Origin of the sequence: Pseudoduganella guangdongensis (assembly GCF_009857475.1) — a bacterium.
In the GTDB taxonomy this organism is placed as follows: domain Bacteria; phylum Pseudomonadota; class Gammaproteobacteria; order Burkholderiales; family Burkholderiaceae_D; genus Rugamonas; species Rugamonas guangdongensis.
This window is the reverse complement of the sequence record NZ_WWCJ01000009.1, coordinates 110,626-131,900: the sequence shown is the minus strand read 5'-3', so window position 1 is coordinate 131,900 and position 21,275 is coordinate 110,626. Positions and strand designations below refer to the sequence as shown.

General features: G+C 65.7%; 21 protein-coding genes. 9 read left to right on the top strand and 12 right to left on the bottom strand.

Going from position 1 to position 21,275, the window contains the following annotated elements:
• Positions 1–3: 3 nt before the first annotated feature.
• Positions 4–1,494 (bottom strand): AMP nucleosidase, encoded by a 1,491-nt coding sequence (locus GTP41_RS14340; RefSeq protein WP_161026248.1) that lies wholly within the window; start codon positions 1,492–1,494, stop codon positions 4–6.
• A 40-nt stretch (positions 1,495–1,534) separates the two neighbouring features.
• On the opposite strand from GTP41_RS14340, the gene GTP41_RS14335 reads away from it, so the two are divergent.
• A complete protein-coding gene (locus GTP41_RS14335) occupies positions 1,535–2,296 on the top strand; it encodes a substrate-binding periplasmic protein (RefSeq protein ID WP_161026247.1) in 762 nt (253 codons plus the stop codon).
• On the opposite strand, the gene GTP41_RS14330 is transcribed toward GTP41_RS14335, so the two are convergent.
• The 4 genes from GTP41_RS14330 to GTP41_RS14315 are packed head-to-tail and all read right to left on the bottom strand — an operon-like array spanning position 2,293 to position 6,715.
• Positions 2,293–2,877: an NAD(P)H-dependent oxidoreductase gene (locus tag GTP41_RS14330; protein WP_161026246.1), complete on the bottom strand. Its 585-nt coding sequence runs from the start codon at positions 2,875–2,877 to the stop codon at positions 2,293–2,295. The two genes, GTP41_RS14335 and GTP41_RS14330, sit on opposite strands and share 4 nt — an antisense overlap.
• Entirely contained in the window at positions 2,874–4,373 is a 1,500-nt protein-coding gene (locus tag GTP41_RS14325) for a thymidine phosphorylase family protein (RefSeq protein ID WP_161026245.1), read from the bottom strand. Before GTP41_RS14325 ends, GTP41_RS14330 begins: the two co-directional genes overlap by 4 nt.
• Positions 4,374–4,382: 9 nt before the next feature.
• Complete coding sequence (locus GTP41_RS14320; protein WP_161026244.1) at positions 4,383–5,342, bottom strand: diguanylate cyclase domain-containing protein; 960 nt, start codon at positions 5,340–5,342, stop codon at positions 4,383–4,385.
• An 8-nt stretch (positions 5,343–5,350) separates the two neighbouring features.
• Entirely contained in the window at positions 5,351–6,715 is a 1,365-nt protein-coding gene (locus tag GTP41_RS14315; protein ID WP_161026243.1) for an MBL fold metallo-hydrolase RNA specificity domain-containing protein, read from the bottom strand.
• Between the two features lie 137 nt (positions 6,716–6,852).
• Between GTP41_RS14315 and GTP41_RS14310 the strand changes: the two genes are divergently transcribed.
• Both GTP41_RS14310 and GTP41_RS14305 read left to right on the top strand, forming a co-directional pair.
• On the top strand, positions 6,853–8,193 hold the full coding sequence (locus GTP41_RS14310; protein ID WP_161026242.1) for an amino acid permease: 1,341 nt from the start codon (positions 6,853–6,855) through the stop codon (positions 8,191–8,193).
• A complete protein-coding gene (locus GTP41_RS14305) occupies positions 8,186–9,037 on the top strand; it encodes a hypothetical protein (RefSeq protein ID WP_161026241.1) in 852 nt (283 codons plus the stop codon). The genes GTP41_RS14310 and GTP41_RS14305 overlap by 8 nt, the downstream gene beginning before the upstream one ends.
• 54 nt (positions 9,038–9,091) lie before the next feature.
• Here GTP41_RS14305 and GTP41_RS14300 read toward each other — a convergent pair whose 3' ends face one another.
• Positions 9,092–10,768, bottom strand: coding sequence for a methyl-accepting chemotaxis protein (locus GTP41_RS14300; RefSeq protein ID WP_161026240.1), 1,677 nt, complete (start codon positions 10,766–10,768; stop codon positions 9,092–9,094).
• Positions 10,769–10,905: 137 nt separating this feature from the next.
• Between GTP41_RS14300 and GTP41_RS14295 the strand changes: the two genes are divergently transcribed.
• Positions 10,906–11,367 (top strand): hypothetical protein, encoded by a 462-nt coding sequence (locus GTP41_RS14295; protein ID WP_161026239.1) that lies wholly within the window; start codon positions 10,906–10,908, stop codon positions 11,365–11,367.
• Here the strand turns inward: GTP41_RS14295 and GTP41_RS14290 are convergent.
• The 3 genes from GTP41_RS14290 to GTP41_RS14280 all read right to left on the bottom strand — a co-directional run bounded on the left by GTP41_RS14290 (position 11,346) and on the right by GTP41_RS14280 (position 13,163).
• Positions 11,346–12,260: a hypothetical protein gene (locus GTP41_RS14290; RefSeq protein ID WP_161026238.1), complete on the bottom strand. Its 915-nt coding sequence runs from the start codon at positions 12,258–12,260 to the stop codon at positions 11,346–11,348. The genes GTP41_RS14295 and GTP41_RS14290 overlap by 22 nt on opposite strands.
• 97 nt (positions 12,261–12,357) lie before the next feature.
• Positions 12,358–12,744 (bottom strand): DUF5329 family protein, encoded by a 387-nt coding sequence (locus GTP41_RS14285; protein WP_308700854.1) that lies wholly within the window; start codon positions 12,742–12,744, stop codon positions 12,358–12,360.
• The gene (locus GTP41_RS14280) at positions 12,741–13,163 is read right to left on the bottom strand and encodes a hypothetical protein (RefSeq protein WP_161026237.1); all 423 of its coding nucleotides are present in this window, start codon (positions 13,161–13,163) and stop codon (positions 12,741–12,743) included. Before GTP41_RS14280 ends, GTP41_RS14285 begins: the two co-directional genes overlap by 4 nt.
• Before the next feature lie 130 nt (positions 13,164–13,293).
• On the opposite strand from GTP41_RS14280, the gene bcaP reads away from it, so the two are divergent.
• The 4 genes from bcaP to GTP41_RS14260 all read left to right on the top strand — a co-directional run bounded on the left by bcaP (position 13,294) and on the right by GTP41_RS14260 (position 17,420).
• Entirely contained in the window at positions 13,294–14,691 is a 1,398-nt protein-coding gene (bcaP, locus tag GTP41_RS14275) for a branched-chain amino acid transporter BcaP (protein ID WP_161026236.1), read from the top strand.
• Between the two features lie 150 nt (positions 14,692–14,841).
• The gene (locus GTP41_RS14270) at positions 14,842–16,032 is read left to right on the top strand and encodes a porin (RefSeq protein WP_161026235.1); all 1,191 of its coding nucleotides are present in this window, start codon (positions 14,842–14,844) and stop codon (positions 16,030–16,032) included.
• A gap of 10 nt (positions 16,033–16,042) precedes the next feature.
• Positions 16,043–16,450 (top strand): type 2 periplasmic-binding domain-containing protein, encoded by a 408-nt coding sequence (locus GTP41_RS14265; protein ID WP_161026234.1) that lies wholly within the window; start codon positions 16,043–16,045, stop codon positions 16,448–16,450.
• Between the two features lie 91 nt (positions 16,451–16,541).
• The gene (locus GTP41_RS14260; RefSeq protein ID WP_229502861.1) at positions 16,542–17,420 is read left to right on the top strand and encodes a DMT family transporter; all 879 of its coding nucleotides are present in this window, start codon (positions 16,542–16,544) and stop codon (positions 17,418–17,420) included.
• Here the strand turns inward: GTP41_RS14260 and GTP41_RS14255 are convergent.
• On the bottom strand, positions 17,417–18,112 hold the full coding sequence (locus GTP41_RS14255) for a 2OG-Fe(II) oxygenase (protein WP_161026232.1): 696 nt from the start codon (positions 18,110–18,112) through the stop codon (positions 17,417–17,419). The two genes, GTP41_RS14260 and GTP41_RS14255, sit on opposite strands and share 4 nt — an antisense overlap.
• 262 nt (positions 18,113–18,374) lie before the next feature.
• Between GTP41_RS14255 and GTP41_RS14250 the strand changes: the two genes are divergently transcribed.
• On the top strand, positions 18,375–19,943 hold the full coding sequence (locus GTP41_RS14250) for a S8 family serine peptidase (RefSeq protein ID WP_161026231.1): 1,569 nt from the start codon (positions 18,375–18,377) through the stop codon (positions 19,941–19,943).
• Between the two features lie 45 nt (positions 19,944–19,988).
• Here the strand turns inward: GTP41_RS14250 and GTP41_RS14245 are convergent, their stop codons facing one another.
• Together GTP41_RS14245 and xth are read right to left on the bottom strand one after the other, a co-directional pair.
• Positions 19,989–20,384: an ExbD/TolR family protein gene (locus GTP41_RS14245; protein ID WP_161026230.1), complete on the bottom strand. Its 396-nt coding sequence runs from the start codon at positions 20,382–20,384 to the stop codon at positions 19,989–19,991.
• A 101-nt stretch (positions 20,385–20,485) separates the two neighbouring features.
• Positions 20,486–21,259, bottom strand: coding sequence for an exodeoxyribonuclease III (xth, locus tag GTP41_RS14240; RefSeq protein ID WP_161026371.1), 774 nt, complete (start codon positions 21,257–21,259; stop codon positions 20,486–20,488).
• Between the last annotated feature and the right edge of the window lie 16 nt (positions 21,260–21,275).

Genomic DNA, 21,275 nt, shown 5'->3' with positions numbered 1-21,275 from the left:
GCGCTACTGGAAAGCCACCTCGGCGAAGCTGCGCAGCTTGCGGCTGTGCAGCTTGTCCGAACCCAGGCCGCGCAGCAGCTCCAGCGCGCGGATGCCGATGCGCAGGTGCTGGTCGACCCGGTCGCGGTAGAACTGGTTGGCCATGCCGGGCAGCTTGATCTCGCCGTGCAGCGGCTTGTCGCTCACGCACAGCAAGGTGCCGTACGGGACGCGGAAGCGGAAGCCATTGGCGGCGATGGTGGCGCTTTCCATGTCCAGCGCCACCGCCCTGCTCTGGCTGAAGCGGCGCTCCGGCGTGCGCTGCGGCAGCAGCTCCCAGTTGCGGTTGTCGGTGCTGGCCACGGTGCCGGTGCGCAGCACCCGTTTCAGGTCGTGGCCATCGAGCTGCGTCACTTCCTTCACCGCCGATTCAATCGCCACCTGCACCTCGGCCAGCGCCGGGATCGGCACCCACAGCGGCAAGTCCTCGTCCAGCACATGGTCCTCGCGCACATAGCCGTGCGCCAGCACGTAGTCGCCCAGTTGCTGCGTGTTGCGCAGGCCGGCGCAGTGGCCCAGCATCAGCCAGGCATGCGGGCGCAGCACCGCGATATGGTCGGTCGCCGTCTTGGCGTTGGCCGGGCCGACGCCGATATTCACCATGCTGATGCCGCTGCCGTCGGCGCGCACCAGGTGGTAGCCCGGCATCTGCGGCAGGCGCGGCGGCGCGGCGCCCAGGTCGTCGCCCGGCTGCATGGAGTGGCCGACGCGGCGCGTGACGATATTGCCCGGCTGGACGAAGGCCACATAGCCGTCGTTGTCCGGGCTGGCCATCAGCTCATGGCCCAGGCGCACGAATTCATCGATGTAGAACTGGTAGTTCGTGAACAGCACGAACTTCTGGAAATGCTCGGGCGAAGTGCCGGTGTAGTGGCGCAGGCGCTGCAGCGAGTAGTCGACGCGCGGCGCGGTAAACAGCGACAGCGGCTGCGCCTCCCCGGGCGGCGCCTCGTAGGTGCCGTTGGCGATGCCGTCATCCATGGCGGCCAGGTTGGGCAGGTCGAACACATCGCGCATCAGCAGGCGGCGCTCGGCGCTCAGACTGCCCTCGATATGGTCATGCTCGGCGAACGAGAAGTGCACCGGGATCGGTTCGGAGCTCAAGCCCACCTCGATCTGCATCTGCTGCTGCCCGTGGTTGTTCAGCAGGAGGCGGAACTGCTCGGTGTAGTAGCGCTCGAACAGGTCGGGGCGCGTCAGCGTGGTTTCAAAGGCGCCCGGGCCGGCCACAAAGCCGAACGACAGGCGCGAATCGGCGCGCACCACGGTGTCGCTCTGCACCCGCACATAGGGATAGCAGGCGCGTACCCGCTCGCTGGGCGTCTCGCCCTCGACGAAGCGCTGCAGGGATTCGCGCAGGAAGCGGATGCTGTCGTCGTAAATCGCGCGGACCTGGGCCAGTGCCGCCGAGGGATCATCAAACATGCGGGGTGCTACGTGGGGACGGCTGAACATCTGCAACTCCTTTCGACTGGCTACATACTATTATAATTGCATGATGTGGCAGAAATATTTCATTGCATTGCTGGCCGCCGCCTGCGCGCCGGCGGCGCTGCCGGCGTTCGCGGCGGCGCCCATCACGGTCTCGTGGCGCGAGAAGGCGCCCTATTACTATTACGAGGACGGGGTGGCCAAAGGCTTTATGCTGGAGAAGGCAAAGCAGGTTTTCGCCGCGGCGGGCCTGCCAGTGCGCTTTGCCAGCGAACCGCAAAAGCGCATCTGGGCCAATTTCACCCACGGCGTGAAGAACTACTGCTCGATCAGCTGGTACCGCTTGCCCGAACGCGAAGCGGTGGCGCAGTACAGCATCGCCGTCCACACCGACCAGCCGCATGCCGTGCTGGCCGTGCCGTCCGCCGTGGCGCGGGTGCGCGCCCACCCGAATGTGAAATCGCTGCTGGCCGACAAGTCGCTGACGCTGGCCGTGATCGACGGCGTGTCCTACGGGCCGGAGCTCGACCCCATGATTGCCGCCAGCGAGAACCATGTCATGCGGCGCACCGTGGAAACCTCCGCCATGTTCCGCATGCTGGCGGCCGGCCGCGCCGATTTCCTCTTCGTTGACCGTGAAGACTGGGGCTACCTGCGCCAGAAGTTCCCCGAACTGCAATCGCTGGTCCTGACCGAGTTCACCGACATGCCGCCCGGCCTGAAGCGCTACTTCGTCTGCAGCCGCGACGTTCCCGCCGCCAGCATGGAGCGCCTGAACCGCGCCATCGCCAGCGTCAACGCGCGCGGCGAAGCCGGGCGCCGCTAGATCCCTTTCGCGCCCAGCAGCTGCAGGCGCCGGCGCCAGGTCGCCACGTCGGCCGCCGCCATCTGCCCGGCGCCGCCCACCAGCGTATTGCGCACCGGCGCGATGCCGACGAAGTTGAGGATATTGCGCTCCAGCGATTTCAGGCTGTGGGCGCCGTAATACCAGCGATAGAACAGTGCCGGCATGCCCATGGTCACCACCACGCGCGCGCTGCGCCCCGCCAGCAGTCCCGCATGCAGCGGGTTCTTCGCCTTGCGCGCCAACGCGAAGCCGGGCCGCGCCACCTGCTCCAGGAAAGCCTTCAAGCGGGCCGGCATGTCGCCCAGCCAGAGCGGGTAGATAAGCACGATATGCTGCGCCTGCGTTATGGCTTGCTGCGCCGGCGCCAGCGCGGGCGGCAGCGCGCCCTCTTCCCATTCAAGGCCATTGGCCAGCAAGGCGAAGTCCAGCAAGGCCGGCGTGACCACCTGCACCGCATGGCCGGCCGCCTGCGCGCCCGCCTGGTAGGCGTCCGCCAGCGCATGGCATAAATGGCCGCCGGCCGGGTCGGGATGGCCCTGGATCAGCAGGATATGGCTCATACATCCTCCACCGTCACCAGGTTGCTTTGCGCCGCGGCGTATTCCAGCGCATAGGCCAGCTCGCCCGGCGAGTCGGCATGGACGGTAAGCACCGGCTGCCCCACTTCCAGCCGGCTGCCCAGCGGCGCGAAGAAGCGCACACCCGCCGCCGCCGCGTGCGGCGCACCGGCCAGCTTGGCCAGGGTGGCCAGCTTACGGTTGTCGACCGCCACCACGCGCCCGCTGTGGCGCGCTTCCAGCACATGCGTGCAAGGCGCGCGCGGCGGCTCGCGCAAGCCGCCCTGGGCCGCGCAAATGGCCTGGAATTTGGCCCAGGCCGTGCCGGAATCAAGCACCTGGGTCGCCAATGCCAGGCCCGCGCCCGGCGCCGCGCGCCCGCCCAGTTCCAGCACCGCGGCCGCCAGCACCAGCGCGCGCTGGCGCAAGTCCTGCGGCGCGCTGGCAGCGTTTTGCAGCACCGCCAGCACGTCCATTGCCTCCAGCGCCGGGCCGATGCCCACGCCCACCGGCTGGCTGCCGTCGCTCACCACGCAGCGCACCGCCAGGCCGAGCGCGCGGCCGGCCGCTTCCAGGCGCGCGGCCAGGGCCTGCGCCGCCTGTTCCGAACGCACCTTGGCGGTGCGCCCGACCGGGATATCGATCAGCACATGGCTGGCGCCGGCCGCCAGCTTTTTCGACAGCACGGAGGACACCAGCAAGCCGTCGCTATCGAGTTCCAGCGGCCGCTCGACCCGGATCAGCACATCGTCCGCCGGGCTTAACGTTACGCTGCCGCCCCACACGATGCAGCCGCCCTCGCGCTCCACCACGCGCCGCATGCCGTCGATGCCGATCGCCACCGGCGCCAGCGTTTCCATGGTGTCGGCCGTGCCGGCCGGCGAGGTGATGGCGCGCGAGGAGGTCTTGGGCATGGTCATGCCGCAGGCGGCCACGATCGGCACCACCAGCAGCGTGGTGCGGTTGCCCGGCAAGCCGCCCACGCAATGCTTGTCCACCACCACCGGCGACGGCCACTGCATGCGCTGCCCGACCGCCGCCATGGCGCCGGTCAGGGCGATGGTCTCGGCCAGGTCGAGCCGGTTGCCCGAGCAGGCGGTGATAAAGCTGGCCAGGTGGATGTCCGGATAGCGCCCGCCCGCGATATCGGCCACGATGGCCTGCGCCGCCGCATCGTCCAGCGGCCGGCCATGGATCTTGCCGCGCACCGCCGCGAAGGAAGCCAGCGGCGCCGCATGGCGCACCGTCACCGCCGCCGCGCCGTCCGCGCCCAGCGCCTCCCAGGCCGCCTCCGACAAGCCCACTTCCTGCCCGTTCAGCAGCGCGCCATCGACCACATTTAGCGTGGCCGCCACCACGCGCGTGCCGCACTGCAGCTCGACGCGCGACTGCGCCTCGAAGCCCTCGGCCTTGCATACGGCGCCGTCGCGCCGCAGGTAAGCCACCGGCTGCTGGTAAGTGTCGATGCCCAAGCGGCGGGCCTGCAGTACATAAGCCATTCATCCTCCTCATTGCAAAGCCGGCGCGCGGCGGCAGCAATCGCGCCCCTGCCGCTTGGCCGCGTACATCGCGGCATCGCTGCGCCGTAACAACTCCTCCGGCAGCAGCCCGTCCTCGGGATACACCGCCAGCCCGATGCTGGCCGACACGCGCGCCACGGCGCCGTCCTCCAGCGTGATCGGGAAACGCACCGCGTGCAGGGCGCGCTCGATCACCTCCTCCGCCTCCTGCACCGCGCCCAGGCCGGACAGCACCAGCACGAATTCGTCGCCGCCCAGGCGCGCCACGGTGTCGTTGGCGCGCACCACCTGCTGCAGCCGCCGCGCCACCTCCACCAGCACCGCATCGCCCGCGCCGTGGCCCAGCGTATCGTTGACCGCCTTGAAGCCGTCCAGGTCCATCATGCACACCGCCACCAGCGCATCGCTGCGCGCCGCGAAGGCCAGCGCCTGCAGCAGGCGGTCGCGCATCAGGCGCCGGTTCGGCAGCTGGGTCAGTGGATCGACGAAGGCCATCTGCTCCACCGCCTCCTGCTGCAGGCATTCGTCGGTGATGTCGGTGAACAGGCCCAGGTAGTGCAGCAGCCCGCCCTGCTCGTCATGCACCGCGCTCAGCGTCACATGGGCCGCGAACAGGCTGCCGTCGCGCCGCTTGTCCCAGATCTTGCCATGCCACTGGCCGTTGGCCAGCAGCGCGCGCCACATGGCCTTGTAGAATTCCGCGTCCTGCCGGCCCGACTGCATGATGCGCGGATGGCGTCCCAGCAGCTCATGCCGGGTGTAGCCGCTCATGGCCAGGAAGGCGCGGTTGACTTCCACGATGCGCATATCGTGCCCGACGATCAGGATACCCTCCGCCGTCGCCTCGAACACGCTGGCCATCAGGCGCTGGCGCGCCTTGGACTCGCGCCGCTGCCGGCGCAACTTGCGCGCCAGGCTGTGAAACAATTGGTGCAAAGCGCCGGACACGGCATCTCCTAATCCAGCACGACTTCTTCCAGGTACTCGGGCACCCGGCAAGGCCAGTGCAGCTGCTCGCCGATGCGCCGGCGCAGCGCATCGGCCGCCGCCGGCTCGCCGTGCGTCACAAAGCACTGGCGCGGCGCGGCGGGTGCGGGTGCCAGCCAGGCCATGATTTCATCGGCATCGGCGTGCGCCGACAGGTTGCCGATCATCTCCACCCGCGCCCGCACCGGGTAGTACTCGCCATGGATCTTGACCGAGGTCTCGCCCGCCAGCATGCGCGCGCCGCGCGTCCCCGCCGCCTGGAAGCCTGAGAACAGGATGGTGTTGCGCGCGTCGCCCGCGAAGGCCTTCAGGTGGTGCAGCACGCGGCCGCCGGTGGCCATGCCGCTGGCGGCGATGATGACCATGGGCGCCTGGCGCCGGTTCAGCGCCATCGACTCCTCCACGCTGTTGACCACGTGGGCCACCTGTCCCAGCGCGCGGCAGGCCTGCGCGTCCAGCCGGTGCTGGCCGTGGTGCTTGACATACAGCTTGGTCGCATCCACCGCCATCGGGCTGTTCAGGTAGACCGGCAGTGCCGCCGGGATGGCGCCGGCCCGTTTCAGCTGGCCGATTTCATGCAGCAGCTCCTGCGCCCGGCCCACCGCGAAGGAAGGGATCACCGTCACCCCGCCGCGCGCCGCCGTCTTGCCGATGATGTCCGCCAGCCGCGCGCTCGGGTCGATGGCCTCGTGGCGCCGGTCGCCGTAGGTCGACTCCACCACCAGGTAGTCGCACGGCCCCAGCGCCGTCGGCGCGCGCATGATCGGATCGTTCGGCCGCCCCAGGTCGCCCGAGAACAGGATGCGCCGGCCCTCGCATTCGATCGCCACCGAGGCCGCCCCCAGGATATGGCCCGCCAGCTGCAGGCGCGCCGTCATGCCCGGCGCCGGCGCGAACTCGTGGCCGACCGGCACCGCCACCAGGTGCTCCAGCGCGCGCAGCGCATCGGCCTCCGAATACAGCGGCAAGGCCGGCTTATGTTTGGAGTAGTTGTGGCGGTTGGCATACAGCGCCTCCTCCTCCAGCAGGCGGCCGCTGTCCGGCAGCAGGATGCGGCACAGGTCGCGCGTGGCCTCGGTGCAGTACACCTTGCCGCGGAAACCGGCGCTCACCAGCACCGGCAAAAAGCCGCTGTGGTCGAGGTGGGCGTGGGTCAGCACCACGCTGCGGATGGCCGCCGGCAGCACCGGGAACGCGTCCCAGTTGCGCAGCCGCAGCTGCTTAAAGCCCTGGAACAGGCCGCAGTCGACCAGCACCTGCTCGTCGCCGTGGCGCAGCAGGTATTTGGAACCGGTGACGGTGCCGGTGGCACCGAGGAACTTTAGAGTAAGCATGTTTGCAGCATATCCAAGCCGCCGCGCAAATTGTTTGATCCATATCAAGGAGTCTGTGGGCAAAAAGCGGCAATGCACTAATCACAACAACGTGTAGAATCAGGGCCTTTCACCATTTTCTTAGCAGGACGCCATACATGACAGAACTGAAACGGGGCCTGAAAAGCCGCCATATCCAGTTGATCGCGCTGGGCGGCGCCATTGGTACCGGCCTATTCCTGGGCATCGCGCAAACCATCAAGATGGCCGGGCCCTCCGTGCTGCTTGGCTACGCAATCGCGGGCTTGATCGCCTTCCTCATCATGCGCCAGTTGGGCGAGATGGTGGTGGACGAACCGGTGGCAGGCTCCTTCAGCTACTTCGCCAACAAATACTGCGGCCACATGGCCGGCTTCATGTCGGGCTGGAACTACTGGGTGCTGTATGTACTGGTCAGCATGGCAGAGCTGACGGCGGTCAGCAAGTACATGGAATTCTGGCTGCCCGACCTGCCGCACTGGGTCAGCGCCCTGGTCTTCTTCCTGGCCATTAACGCCATCAGCCTGGCCAATGTGCGCGCCTTCGGCGAGATGGAATTCTGGTTCGCCATCATCAAGGTGGTGGCGGTGGTCGGCATGATCGTGTTCGGCGTCTACCTGCTGGCCTCCGGCAACGCCGGTCCCGAAGCGACGGTGGCCAACCTGTGGCAGCACGGCGGCTTCTTCCCCAACGGCGCCAGCGGGCTGGTGATGGCCATGGCCGTCATCATGTTCTCCTATGGCGGGCTGGAACTGATCGGCATCACCGCCGCCGAAGCCGACAACCCGTCCAAGAGCATCCCGCAGGCCACCAACCAGGCCATCTACCGCATCCTGATCTTCTACGTGGGCGCGCTGGGCGTGCTGCTCTCGCTCTACCCATGGACCAAGGTCGCCGACGGCGGCAGCCCGTTCGTGATGATCTTCCACGCCCTGGACGCCAAATTCGTGGCCCACGTGCTGAACGTGGTGGTGCTGACCGCCGCCCTGTCCGTCTACAACAGCGGCGTCTACTCCAACAGCCGCATGCTGTACGGCATGGCCAAGCAAGGCAATGCACCGAAAGCCCTGCTGGCGGTCAACCAGCGCGGCGTGCCGCTGGCGGCGCTGGGCGTGTCCGCCCTGGCCACGGGCAGCTGCGTGGTGCTGAACTACTTCATGCCGGGCCAGGTCTTCGGCATGCTGATGGGGCTTGTGGTGTCCTCGCTGGTCATCAACTGGGGCATGATCAGCTGGATCCACCTGCGCTTCCGCGCCCAGAAACAGGCCGAAGGCAAAGAGACCGGTTTCAAGAGCTGGGGCTATCCCTTCACCAACTACCTGTGCCTGGCCTTCCTGGCCGGCATCCTGGTGATCATGTACCTGACCGAAGGCCTGCGCCTGTCGGTGTACCTGATTCCGGCCTGGCTGCTGGTGCTGTTCATCGGCTACCGCTTCCGCGGCGCCCCCGCGCATGACTAAAGGCACGGCCAAGGTCGCGCTGCTGACCATCCACGGCATGGGCGAGCAGCCGCGCGACTATGCCGACGACCTGCAACGCGCCCTGCAGCAGCACATGGGCGCCGACTACGGCAAGGTCGACCTGCACAGCGTCTACTACCAGCACCTGCTCAAGCCCAACGAGCAGGATGTCTGGCGCCGCGTGCACGAACGCGCCAAGGTACGCTACGACCAGCTGCGCAAATTCATCCTGTTCGGCTTTGCCGACGCCGCCGGCCTGGAAAACCGCAAGGAAGACGACGACTCCGTCTACGAGCAAGCCCAGACCGAGATCGCGCGCGCCCTGCTGGCCATCCACGCCAGCCACGGCGCCGCCACCCCGGTGGTCCTGCTGGCGCACTCGCTGGGCTGCCAGGTCATGTCCAGCTTCATTTACGACGGCCAGAAACGGGCCGGCGGCGGCCTGGTCTCCGCCGGCATCTGGAAGCCCGGCCGCCTGGGCGACAGCCTGACGCCGGCCCAGCGCACCTTCCTGCAATGCGGCAGCGTGCGCGCCTTCGTCACCACCGGCTGCAACATCCCCGTGTTTGTCGCCGCCCACCAGCGCATGCACGTCAAGCCGATCACCAAGCCCAACCCCGGCTTCAGCTGGCTCAACCTGTACGACCCCGACGACGCCCTCGGCTGGCCCCTGCAGCCGCTCGACGGCGGCTACGAAACCCTGGTCGAAGACCGCGCCATCAACGCCGGCCAAAGCCTGCTCGACTTTATGACGAAAAGCTGGAACCCCCTGTCCCACACCGCCTACTGGACCGACGACGACGTGATCCATCCATTAGCGGAAAAAATTCGGGGTCAGGTCTGACAATCGGACATTTTGCGCAGCAAAATGTCCGATTGTCAGACCTGACCCCGAACTTCAGAATTGCTCCCACTCGTCGCCGCCGGCCGCATTCGCGACCTTGCGCGGCGTTGCCGGGCGGGTCGCGACGGCGGATGTGGCGGCGGGCCGGCTGGCGTTGCGCAACACGGGGGCGCTGACTTTCACATGGCCGCTGTCGATGCGGAAGGCGCTGACGGCGCGCGCCAGGATCTCGGCCTGGTCCTGCATCGATTGCGAGGCGGCGGCGGTTTCTTCCACCAGGGCGGCGTTCTGCTGCGTGACCTGGTCCATGGCGGTGATCGATTGGTGCACCTGGGCGATGCCGGCGCTCTGCTCGCTGGTGGCGGCGCTGATCTCGGCCACGATGTCGGACACCTGCTTCACGCTTGCCACCACGTCGCTCATGGTGTCGCCGGCGCGCACCACCAGCCTGGTGCCGGAATCGACCTTCACCACGCTGTCGTCGATCAGCACCTTGATTTCCTTGGCGGCGGCGGCCGAGCGCTGCGCCAGGTTGCGCACCTCGGTGGCCACCACGGCGAAGCCGCGCCCTTGCTCGCCGGCGCGCGCCGCTTCCACGGCGGCGTTCAGGGCCAGGATATTGGTCTGGAAGGCGATGCCGTCGATCACGCTGATAATGTCCACGATCTTGCGCGACGAGGCGTTGATCGAGTCCATGGTGTCGATCACTTCCTTCACCACCTGGCCGCCCTGCACCGCGATGTGTGAGGCGTTTTGCGCCAGCTGGTTGGCCTGGCGCGCGTTGTCCGAGTTCTGCGCCACGGTGGACGTCAGCTGCTCCATCGAGGATGCGGTCTGCTCCAGCGCCGCCGCCTGCTGCGAGGTGCGCTGATTCAGGTCGCCGGTGCCGGCCGCGATCTGGCGCGAGGCGGTGCTGACCGCGTCCGCTGCGGCGCGCGCCGTGCCGACCACGCCGCCGATCTCGCCCAGCAGCTTGTTGAAGGCGGCGCCGGCATGGCCGATTTCATCCATGCGCTCGACCGCCACCTGGTGCGTCAGGTCGAGCGAGGAGCTGACGTCTTCCATGGTGCCCTGCATGCGGTCGAGGCCGCCGGTGATCACCTGGTACATCCGGTAGCCGAGGAAGCCCACGATCAGCAGCACCGCCACCGTCACCATCCATAGGATCGTCACCGCGCGCGTGTAGCTGGCGTCGTTCTCCGCCTTCAGCTTGTCGATCAGCTTCTGGTTGTAGGCGATGTGGTCGTCCAGGCCCTTTTTCACCGCGCCGGCGGTCAGGGCCAGCGGCGAGCCGGCCACCAGGGTGGCGCGCACGCCGTCCATGTCGCCGGCATGCGAGGCGGCCAGGAACGGCACCAGCGCCTGGCGGTAGGCTGCCATGTTCGCCTGGTCCTGCTCCAGCATCTTGCGGTCGGTGTCGTCGAACACATTGTTCTTGGCATAGTCGGCCAGCACCTGGTCGAACCTGGCGTGGGCGTCGTTGTAGGCCTTGTCCAGCGCCGTCTTGTCGGGCAGGTTGGAAAACACCGACAGGCGGTAGCCGGCCAGGCGGCTGTCGCCCAGCGCGCCCTTGGCGTTATTGATGGCGGTGACGCTCGGGATCAGGCGCGTTTGCACCAGGTCCATGCGCTGCTGCGCCTCGCGCAGCTGCCACCAGCCTTCGGCGCCGACAAACAGCAGGCCGATCAGGGCGATCGTCAGGGTAAGGATCAGTCGATTGCTGATTTTCATGATGAGCCAGTCCATGTTGTTGGGGAGGGGGCACTGCTATCGCTGCGGTAGGAAGATGCAATTGGCCACCATTAAAAATGACGAATATCATTTATCCATCGCAGCACACCAACCATCACATTCATCGAGGAGTTACCATGTCACCACTGGGCATTTTCCACACTGCGCTCGGCCTGCTGGCCCTTGGCTCGGGCATTACCGCTTACGCCCTGCATCGCAACATCAGCCCGCGCAGCACAGCCGGCTTGCTCTACATCGCTACCACCTTGGTGGTCTGCCTGACCGGCTTCGGCCTGTTCGCCCACGGCGGCTTCGGCAAACCCCATGCATTGGCCGTGCTCACCCTGCTCACCCTGGTGGTGGCCTGGGGCGCCGGTTCGCGCCAATGGTTCGGCGCGGCCAGCGGCAAGGTGGAGACGGTCGGCTACTCGTTCACCTTCTTCCTGCACTTCATCCCGGGCATCACGGAAACCTTCACCCGTCTTCCGCGCGGCAATCCGGTCTTTGCCAGCCCTGAATCACCGGCCTTGCTGGCGATCGGCGGCCTGCTGTTCCTGCTGTTCCTGACCGGCGCCCGTTACCAGCTCAGGGATTCCTGAAATACCGGCGGCTGGCCTTCCACGGCGTACGCGGCGTCCAGTTCTTCCATGCTGCGGAACGGCACCGACTTCAGCACGGCGGTCGAAGGCGCCCAACGGCGCCGTGGTTTGGCTTCGAAATGGTCCACCACGCCGGCGATCCGGTAGCCGCTCATGGCCGACAGGCGGCGCTTGGCCTGGGCCTGCGCTTCGCGGATCGACAGCACATAGCGCTCCACCGTCAGCCCCGTGACCGGCGACTTGCCGATGCGCTGGCGCAGGCGCATCAGGAAATCGGTGTGCTGGCTGAGCAGCGCCAGCAAGCCCAGGTTCGGGTCGGCATTCAGCACGTCGTAGTTGCCGCGCACCAGGTAAGTCGAGGCGCGCGGTTTGTGGTTGCAGGAAATGACGCGGATCTTGCCGCCCACCAGGGACGTCATGCTGAAGAAAATACCGTCGCGCATGCGCTCGGCCGCCGCACCGGGCAGCAATTTCACCTGCTGGATTTCGACGATGACGCTGGCATCGGCATTGGTGAAGATGGCGGCCACGCCGACCAGGGCGCCCGCCATCGGATAGGCGGTGAAGTCGCCCAGCGGATGGAAGCCGCGCATCGCCAGCTGGGTGGCGTAGTCATCGATCACGCTCCAGTCCACCTGGTCGAGCACCAGCGGATTGTCGCGCGTGATGCGGACATAGGAGGCCGGCTGCAGCAAAGGTTCCAGGGTATTCCTGCGCACCATATTGGCCGCGCGCTGGAAGGTGACCAGGGCGACGACGGCAGCCAGCAGGGCGAACCACAGCAACATATCGTGCAGGTCGGCCACCATGACAAAGCCGAGCGCCACCACCGCGCACACGCCGCAATTGATTGCCGCGCCCCACACCATCGATTTCTTCAGCTGCAACGCCATACGTTCCCTCCAAAAGGCTAGGGAAAATTATAACGAGCGGGGCGGGGTTGAAAATGCGCAGATTCTCACGTTTGCAACATTCCTGCGCATTTAATGCTCATCGCTGGCGGATTGCCTGCAGTTCGGCGCTCAGCCAGGCCTTGCTTGCCACCGGCGCCGAGGCGCCGCAACGCACGGCGTACGCCTTGCCGCTGGAGCTGCTGGCGGTGGCGCCCAGCGCGATGAACTGCTCGGCGTTGCGCACCATGTCCTTTTTCTCCAGGTATTCCAGCTTGCGCTGCAGGTGGGTTTTGGCTTCGGCGCCGCTGTACCAGGTGCCATTGCGGTTGAACTCGCAGCCGGACGCCTGCAGGCGGCCCAGCAGGGCATCGATTTCGGCGCGGGCCGGGGCCGGCAGGGGGGCGGCGCCGGCAGCGGGCGCCAGTGCGGCGGCCAGGGCCAGCGCGGCGATCAAGGCGGGGCCGTTCGGGGTCAAGCGCATCATTTCTCCTTCTTGCGTACTTTATAAGGCGCCAGGATATTCCCGCAGCGCACATTGCCGGCGGCGACGCGGGCGTTAAAGGCATCCTGCTCTTTTTCCAGGCGCGCGCCCTCGGCGTTCAGGCTTTCGCTCTGGGCGTTCAATGCGTCCTGGCGGGTATTGAAGGCGGCCACCGCCGCCGCATCGCTGCTGTCGACCCGCGCTTGCGCCGCCGTGTGCGCCGCTTGCGCGGCGGCGGCGCGCTGCAGCGCCGCCTCATGTTCATGGAAACGGCGCGCGATGGCCTGGCGCTGCGGCCGCAGTGCGCCCTCCTCCGCCATGCAGGCCTTATAGGCCGGGGTATTCGGTTGCGGCGGCATGGGCTGGGCCTGGGCGGCGAGCGCGGCGGCGCAGCCGGCCAGCACGGTTATCATATATTTCATCACTGGTGCAAGTACTTTTCGGCCAACAATCAAGATTTACAATCCTACAACATCCGCCCATAAAGCCGTGTGCTAATATGCGGCAGCCTTTTTTTGGCGATCCCAAAAGAGAAGATACTGGAGATTATAAGTGAGCATTTTTAGGACCAAGAACCTGGACGACATGGTTGCAGCCGCCCGTAAACCCGGTGGCCTGCAGAAAGTGCTGGGTCCACTCGACCTGGTGCTGATGGGCATTGGCGCCATCGTCGGTACTGGCATCTTCGTCTTGACCGGCACCGGCGCGCTGACCGCCGGCCCGGCCCTGACGCTTTCCTTCGTCGTCGCAGCGCTGGCGTGCGGTTTCGCCGCCCTGTGCTACGCCGAATTCGCCTCCACCGTTCCGGTGGCCGGCTCCATCTACACCTATAGCTACGCCACCCTGGGCGAGCTGGTGGCCTGGATGATCGGCTGGGACCTGATGCTCGAATATGGCCTGGCCACGTCCGCCGTCTCGGTCGCCTGGTCCGGCTACTTCCAGTCGCTGATTGCCGGCATCGGCCTGCACCTGCCGACCGCGCTGACCGCGGCGCCGGGCGCCGTACCGGGCGTGCAGACCCTGTTCAACCTGCCCGCCTTCCTGATCATGATGGTCCTGACCGCCATGCTGGGCTGGGGCGTGCGTGAATCGGCCCGCGTCAACAACATCATGGTGGTGATCAAGGTCGGCGTGGTGCTGCTGTTCATCGTGGTCGGCGTCGGCCACGTCAAGCCGGCCAACTGGCAGCCTTACATGCCGTTCGGCGCCTCCGGCGTGATGAGCGCGGCGGCCCTGGTGTTCTTCGCCTTCATCGGCTTCGACGCCGTGACGTCGGCCGCGGAAGAAGTGAAGCGTCCCGAGCGCGACCTGCCAATCGGCATTATCGGCTCGCTGGCGGTCTGCACGGTCCTGTACGTGATCGTGGCCGCCATCATGACCGGCATCGTGCCGTACCAGAACTTCCTGGGCATCGACCACCCGGTGTCGCTGGCCTTGCAGTACGCCGGTGAAAACTGGTTCGCCGGCTGGGTATCGCTGGGCGCCATCCTGGGCATGACCACCGTGATCCTGGTCATGGCTTACGGCCAGACCCGCATCATCTTCGCCATGTCGCGCGACGGCCTGCTGCCAAAGAGCCTGTCCAAGGTGCACCCGAAGTACCACACCCCGTTCCTGGCCACCTGGATCGTCGGCCTGATCTTCGGCTTCATCGCCGCGCTGGTGCCGCTGAACGTGCTGGCCGAACTGGTGAACATGGGCACCCTGGCCGCGTTCTGCCTGGTTTCGTTGGCCGTGATCATCATGCGCAAGAAGCGTCCGGACCTGCACCGCGCCTTCCGCTGCCCTGGCGTGCCGGTGGTGCCAGCCCTGGCCATCATCTTCTGCCTGGCGCTGATGTGCTTCCTGTCCGCCACCACCTGGATCGCCTTCGGCATCTGGCTGGCACTGGGCCTGGTGGTGTACTTCACCTACTCGCGCCACCGCTCCGAATTGGGTAAAGCGCAATAAAACGCGCCCGTCTCCCGAAAAAGCCCGCAACTGCGGGCTTTTTTTATTGTTGCGCACCTACCACGAATGCTGGCGCGCAAGCAGCCAATCTGTGACACTTGCCCCGTAGTCACTTGTTCAGACCGAAAACAATATGGGAGAGCTGAGTTGATGAAAACAATTTGCCGCGCAATTGCAGCGCTTACCGCAGCCGGCCTGGCGACGCAGGCCAGTGCCCAGGAAGGTCCCACCGTCACAATCAGCGGCTTTGGCACCGCCGCCCTCACCTCCACCGACACCAACGACGCTGAGTTCATCCGGCCCAACCAGGCTGCCGGCGTGAAGAAAGACTGGCGCACGGGTCCCGATTCCAACTTTGGCCTGCAAGCCACGATGAAGGTCAACGACACCATCTCGCTGACCGCGCAAGGCCTGGTGCGCAAGGACGGCATCGACCACTACCGCGCACAGGCGGCGTGGGCCTTCGCCAAGTTCAAGGTCAACGATGAACTGAGCTTCCGCGTCGGCCGCATGGGCGCGCCGATCTACATGATTTCCGATTTCCGCAACGTGGGCTACGCCAACACCATGCTGCGCCCGCCGGCCGAAGTCTATCGCCAGGTGACCCTCGACAACTTCGACGGCGTCGACCTGCTGTACCAGCGCAGCTTCGGCGACACCTCGCTCAGCGTGCAGCTGGGCACCGGCCGCGCCGACTCCGAACAGCCGGCGCAGGATGTGGAATTCCGCAAGATGCTGCTGCTGCACGTGGTGGCCGAGAACGGCCCGTTCACCTTGCGCTTCGGGCGCGCCCAGGCCGACTTCTCGGTGAAGGACAACCCGACCCTGAGCGGCCTGGTGGCCACCTTGCGCAGCGTTGGCCTGGCCTCGGTGGCCGACATGATGCCGCTGAGCGACGTGCGCGGCACGTTCACCTCCGTCGGCGGCACCCTGGATTGGAAGAACATCGTGCTGCAGGCTGAATACGCGCAGCGCCGCACCGACACCCTGATCGTGCACGACACCAATTCCTGGTACGCGATGGCCGGCTACCGCATGGGCAAGTTCCTGCCCTACTACTACCACGGCAGCATCAAGCAGAAATCCATGCGCAGCGTGCCCGGCCTGCCGACCACCGGCCCGCTGGCCCCGATCGGCGCCGGCGTCAACGGCCTGGCCAAGGCCGGCCTGCAAACCAGCGACGCGGTCGGCGTGCGCTGGGACTTCTACAAGTCGCTCGCCCTCAAGTTCCAGGTCGACCACATCAAGCCGAAGGACGGCGCCGGCGCCTTCATCAATGCCAAGCCGGGCTTTAATGGTTCGGTCAATGTGTATGCAGTAGCACTCGACTTCGTGTTCTGAGGAGGCCGCCATGGACAAACGAATCAAGCTGCTGCTCGCCGCAGCAATGTGCAGTGCCGCCCTGCCCGCGCTGGCGGCCGAGATTGTGGTGATCGTCAATCCGAAGAATCCGGCCACGCGCATGTTCAGCGAACAGGCCGCCCAATTCTTCCTTGGCAAATCGACCCTGTTCACCCCGATCGAGCACACCGAGGGCGCCCTGCGCAACGAGTTCAGCCAGAAGGTCCTGGGCAAGGACACGGCCCAGGTCAAATCGCAGTGGTCCAAGCTGGTGTTCACCGGCAAAGGCAACGCGCCCAAGGAGTACAGCTCCAGCGCCGAAGTGAAGAAAGCCGTCGCCGCCGACGTGCAAGCCATCGGCTACATCGAAAAATCCGCCGTCGACGACAGCGTCAAAGTCATCCTCACTGTGCAGTAAAACCGGTGCCAGGTCTGACAATCGGACAAATTGCCCGCCATTTGTCCGATTGTCAGACCTGGCACCGAATTTCCATGCGATGATGCCGGCAATGCGCCATCCTGCCGTCACCTACATCATCGCCATGCTCATGCTGAGCACCCTGGGCGTCTATGTCCAGGAGGCGGGGCTGGATCCCATTACCACCGTCTTCTTCCGCTGCGCGATCGGCGCGCTGGCGCTGGCTGCGTATTGCGCCTGGCAGGGCATGTTCAGCAGCGCCAATATGCCGCCGCGCGCGCTCAAGCTGGCGGCGTTCAGCGGCGTGCTGATGGTGCTGAACTGGGTGGCCTTCTTTGAAGCGATCCGGCGCATCGGCATTGCTACCGCTACCATCGTGTTCCATGTGCAGCCTTTCATGGTGCTGCTGCTGGGGGCGCTGCTGCTGCGCGAGCGGCTGGCGGCGAACAAGCTGGCGTGGGTGGTGCTGGGTTTCGGCGGCCTGGCGCTGGCTTGCGGCGTGCGCTTCGATGCGCCGATGGATGCCAACTACTTGCTGGGCATCGCCAGCACCCTGACCGGCGCCCTCGCCTACGCGGGCGTCACGCTGACCACCAAGTCCATGCGCGGCACGCCGCCGCACCTGACCGCGCTGGTGCATTGCCTGACCGGCGCGGTGCTGCTGGGCGGCTTCAGCACCTTGCCGGATGGCGGACTGAGCCTGGCGCAGTGGGGGTGGCTCGCCACCCTGGGCCTGGTGCCGACCGCCATGGCCTACGTGTTGATCTACGGCGCCACGCCGCGCATGGAGACGGCGGCCATTGCGGTGCTGACTTTCGTTTATCCGGCGGCGGCGGTGCTGGTGGACTTCGCCGTGTATGGCCACCTGGTCAGCTTGTGGCAGGTGCTGGGCTTTGCGCTGATTGTGCTGGCCAGCCTGGGCGTGAACCTGGATTGGGGTGCGCGCCGCAGCGGACGGCTGTTCAACTAGCTGCCGAACATTGCTTCGGCGCGCTGGAACAGGATCCACGAGGTCGCCACGTACTTGTCGCCGCTGCGCGCCACATTGCCCTTGTGCGTGTGGGTGAAGCCGGCCGGCGCGATGATCAGCCGCCCCTGGCGCGCTGCCACCTTGCGCTGCTGGTAGTAGAACTCGGTCTCCCCGCCTTCGGCCACGTCGTTCAGGTAGAACTGGAACAGCAAGGCGCGGTGCAGCGTTTCGCAGCTGGCGTTCTGCGGATAAATCTCGGAATGCCAGTGGTGGTAGCCGCCGCTGTTTTGCAGGTACTTCTGCACATTGATCGGCCCGCCCCGGTACATGGACTGGATCAGCTCCGCCAGGTAGGGCTTGCCGCAGCGCTCGAAATTGTCGATGCCGAGGGTGACCGGCTGGCCGCTGTCCGGATCCACCACGCGCGGCGACAGGGCGCCGGTCAGCAGCATGCGGTATTTGTCCATATACGACGATAAATGCTGCAGCACGCTGGCCATCATCAGGTTGGACACGTCATTCCACTCCGCGTGCTGGCTGATGGTCAGGTCGTAACTATCCTTTTTCGCCACGTCCACGCCCTGCCCGGTCTTGCCGCGCAGGGTTTTGCCGCTGGCTTCGAAACGGGCCAGGATCTGCTCGCATTGGGCCGGCGACAGGGCGCCGTCGTAAATCTCAATAAAGTCGTCCATGGCGCGCAGCATACGGGAATTCGCCCGGCCCGATGTTAAGAATGGGACGGATGCGCCGGATTCCGTCTCATTCTTAACAAATGTGTATGCGAAATTCAACAGGTGCATACAAATAGGGACATTTTGATAGATTTCCTGCCGCGTCGTCCCTACACTCGGTTGCAGCTTGATACGCAATCTTTGCGCGACGGCAAAAACAATTAGCGCCGGTTAAATAGCGGCCGTGGACAAACACTCATTCTTAGAGTCGGGAGAATTTTCAATGGTTCAGAAGCAATTCAAAGTTTCCAAGATCGCTGCAGGCGCCAAGATGCTGGCTGCCGTCGTTGCTGTCGGCGCCGCCGGCCAGGCATTCGCCGCCAACGACACCACCCGCGTCATCGTGCATTTCCAGCCTGGCAAAGCGGCACAGATGAAATCGGCGATCGGTTCCGCCAAAGGCAATATCAAGCACGAAATCTTCGGCACCGATGCCATGGCCATTGAAGTGCCGGTGCAGGCCCTGAAAGGCCTGAAGAACAACCCGAACGTGATCGAGATCGAAGAAGACGTCAAGCGCTTCCCATTCGCCACCACCTCGCCATCCACCGGCACCCCGTTCGCGCTGGGCCAGCTGGTACCGTGGGGCATCAAAGCCACCCAATCCGACCTGCTGTCCGACGTCAATGCCGGCAACCGCAAGGTCTGCATTATCGATTCCGGTTACGACCGTAACCACGAAGACCTGAACGGCAACGTCGTCACCGGCGAGTACGATTCCGGCACCGGCTGGTGGTACAACGACGAAAACCATCACGGCACCCACGTGGCCGGCAGCATTGCCGCCATCAACAACAGCGGCACCGGCGTGGTCGGCGTCAACCCGAACAAGAAGCTGAAGCTGCACATCGTCAAGGTGTTCGGCGCCGACGGCTGGGCTTACTCCTCGACCCTGGCCAGCGCCGTGAACAAGTGCGTGGCAGCGGGCTCGAATGTGATTTCCATGTCCCTGGGCGGCGGCGGCTCCAGCCGTACCGAACAGCGCGCCTTCGACTCCGCGCAATCGAAAGGCATCCTGTCGATCGCGGCCGCCGGCAACGACGGCAACACCGTGGTCTCCTACCCAGCCGGCTACGCCAGCGTGATGATGGTGGCGGCGGTGGACGAGTTCAACAAATGGGCCACCTTCTCCCAGTACAACAGCAAGGTGGAAATCTCCGGCCCAGGCGTAGCCGTGCTGTCCACCGTGCCGATGGGCGGCGGCCTGGAGTCCAAGCTGAGCGTGGGCGCCACCGCCTACACCCCGGGCGACATGAGCGGCTCGCCAAAGGGCAACGTCACCGCCCCGCTGGCCGACTTCGGCCTGGGCGACAGCGTGAACAGCGCCATGTCCGGCAAGGTCTGCCTGATCCAGCGCGGCACCGTCGACTTCGCCACCAAGGTCAACAACTGCAAGGCTTCCGGCGGTGTCGGCGCGGTCGTGTACAACAATGCAGCCGGCGCGTTCGGCGGCACCCTGGGCACCAGCGTCACCACCATCCCATCGGTCACCGCCACCGACGTCGATGGCGCCGCGATGAAAGGCCAGCTCGGCCAGAACGCCACGGTGGAAGTGAAAGCCACCAACTACGCCTACTACGACGGCACCTCGATGGCCACCCCGCACGTATCGGCGGTCGCCGCCCTGGTCTGGTCCTACTTCCCGACCTGCACCGGCTCGCAGATCCGCAGCTCGCTGATCAAGTCCGCCAAGGACCTGGAAACTGCGGGCAAGGACAACAAGACCGGCTACGGCATGGTGCAAGCCAAGGCAGCCCACGACCGCATCAAGTCGCTCGGCTGCGGCAACTAATCACTGCAGCTCCAACTTCAAGGGCGCCTCCGGCGCCCTTTTTTTCTATTGGAAGCGCTCGTTGCCGATGAGGGCGATGTTGCGGATGCCGTGGCGTTGCGCGCTGCTTAGTACACCGGCGACGACGCTGTAGGGGGCGAGGCCGTTGGAGCGCAGCTGGACGCTGTCGTCGCTGGCCAGGCTGGTGAACTTTTCTTCCAGGGCGGCGCGGCTGGCGAGCTGGGCGCCATTCCACCAGAGCGTGCCGTCAAAGTCGACTTCCAGCGTCTGCGCCACCGTTTGCGTGGCCACCCCGCCGCGCGGCATGTCCATGCCGATCGAGTGGTGGGCTTTGGGGATGGTGACTATCAACATGATGATCAGGACCAGCATGACGTCAATCAGCGGCGTCATGTTCAGCTGGTTCAGCGGCTCTGCTTCTTGCGTGCGTTGAAAGCGCATACAGCCTCCTCTAGTTAGTCAAACAAATGAACTCCGGAGTGAGGCCAATATACAACGCGTTTAATGCCGAGGCGCAAAGATTAGAGCGCCGTCACTAAAAATCAGATGTCCAGCTCGACCCAGGTGGGCGCGTGGTCGCTCGGCTTTTCACGGCCGCGCACCGTGCGGTCCACTTCGGCCCTGCGCAGCGCGGGCGCCAGCGCGGGATTGAGCAGCAAGTGGTCGATGCGCAGGCCGGCGTCGCGCCCGAAAGCGTTGCGGAAGTAATCCCAGAAGGTGTAAATCTTTTCGCCGGGGTGCATGCGGCGCAGGGCGTCAGTCCAGCCCTGCCCGACCAGCGTGGCGAAGGCGGCGCGCGTTTCGGGTCGGAACAGGGCATCGTCGACCCACCGTTCGGGCTTGTACACATCCAGCTCGGTGGGCATGACGTTGTAGTCGCCCGCCATGATCACCGGCCTCTGCGCATCCACCAGCTCCGCGCCGCGCGCGATCAGGCGCTCGAACCATTGTAGCTTGTAGTCGAATTTGGGGCCGGGCGCGGGGTTGCCGTTCGGGAGGTAGAGGCAGCACACCATCAGCTCGCCCACCATCGCTTCGATATAGCGGCTTTGCGCATCCTCCGGGTCGCCGGGCAGGCCGCGCCCCACTTCTTGCGGCGTGCTGCCGCGCGCGAGGATGGCGACGCCGTTCCAGCTTTTCTGGCCGTGCCAGATGGCGCCGTAGCCGGCATCGTTGATGGCCGCTTCGGGGAATTTTTCCTGGGGCGCCTTCAGCTCCTGCAGGCAGGCCACGTCCGGCTGGGTCTCTTCCAGCCATTGCAGCAGCGCGGGCAGGCGGGCGCCGATTCCGTTGATGTTGAAGGTCGCAACTCGCATGGCGACCATTATGCGC

What these genes read in the sequence shown, in the direction of transcription:
- GTP41_RS14325 (WP_161026245.1), bottom strand. Translation starts at nt 4,373, where the DNA reads ATGGCTTATGTACTGCAGGCCCGCCGCTTGGGCATCGACACTTACCAG.
- GTP41_RS14260 (WP_229502861.1), top strand. Translation starts at nt 16,542, where the DNA reads ATGCGCCATCCTGCCGTCACCTACATCATCGCCATGCTCATGCTGAGC.
- GTP41_RS14340 (WP_161026248.1), bottom strand. Translation starts at nt 1,494, where the DNA reads ATGTTCAGCCGTCCCCACGTAGCACCCCGCATGTTTGATGATCCCTCG.
- GTP41_RS14290 (WP_161026238.1), bottom strand. Translation starts at nt 12,260, where the DNA reads ATGGCGTTGCAGCTGAAGAAATCGATGGTGTGGGGCGCGGCAATCAAT.
- GTP41_RS14280 (WP_161026237.1), bottom strand. Translation starts at nt 13,163, where the DNA reads ATGAAATATATGATAACCGTGCTGGCCGGCTGCGCCGCCGCGCTCGCC.
- GTP41_RS14310 (WP_161026242.1), top strand. Translation starts at nt 6,853, where the DNA reads ATGACAGAACTGAAACGGGGCCTGAAAAGCCGCCATATCCAGTTGATC.
- GTP41_RS14265 (WP_161026234.1), top strand. Translation starts at nt 16,043, where the DNA reads ATGGACAAACGAATCAAGCTGCTGCTCGCCGCAGCAATGTGCAGTGCC.
- GTP41_RS14330 (WP_161026246.1), bottom strand. Translation starts at nt 2,877, where the DNA reads ATGAGCCATATCCTGCTGATCCAGGGCCATCCCGACCCGGCCGGCGGC.
- GTP41_RS14270 (WP_161026235.1), top strand. Translation starts at nt 14,842, where the DNA reads ATGAAAACAATTTGCCGCGCAATTGCAGCGCTTACCGCAGCCGGCCTG.
- GTP41_RS14335 (WP_161026247.1), top strand. Translation starts at nt 1,535, where the DNA reads ATGATGTGGCAGAAATATTTCATTGCATTGCTGGCCGCCGCCTGCGCG.
- xth (WP_161026371.1), bottom strand. Translation starts at nt 21,259, where the DNA reads ATGCGAGTTGCGACCTTCAACATCAACGGAATCGGCGCCCGCCTGCCC.
- GTP41_RS14250 (WP_161026231.1), top strand. Translation starts at nt 18,375, where the DNA reads ATGGTTCAGAAGCAATTCAAAGTTTCCAAGATCGCTGCAGGCGCCAAG.
- GTP41_RS14300 (WP_161026240.1), bottom strand. Translation starts at nt 10,768, where the DNA reads ATGAAAATCAGCAATCGACTGATCCTTACCCTGACGATCGCCCTGATC.
- GTP41_RS14255 (WP_161026232.1), bottom strand. Translation starts at nt 18,112, where the DNA reads ATGGACGACTTTATTGAGATTTACGACGGCGCCCTGTCGCCGGCCCAA.
- GTP41_RS14245 (WP_161026230.1), bottom strand. Translation starts at nt 20,384, where the DNA reads ATGCGCTTTCAACGCACGCAAGAAGCAGAGCCGCTGAACCAGCTGAAC.
- GTP41_RS14315 (WP_161026243.1), bottom strand. Translation starts at nt 6,715, where the DNA reads ATGCTTACTCTAAAGTTCCTCGGTGCCACCGGCACCGTCACCGGTTCC.
- GTP41_RS14295 (WP_161026239.1), top strand. Translation starts at nt 10,906, where the DNA reads ATGTCACCACTGGGCATTTTCCACACTGCGCTCGGCCTGCTGGCCCTT.
- GTP41_RS14305 (WP_161026241.1), top strand. Translation starts at nt 8,186, where the DNA reads ATGACTAAAGGCACGGCCAAGGTCGCGCTGCTGACCATCCACGGCATG.
- GTP41_RS14285 (WP_308700854.1), bottom strand. Translation starts at nt 12,744, where the DNA reads ATGATGCGCTTGACCCCGAACGGCCCCGCCTTGATCGCCGCGCTGGCC.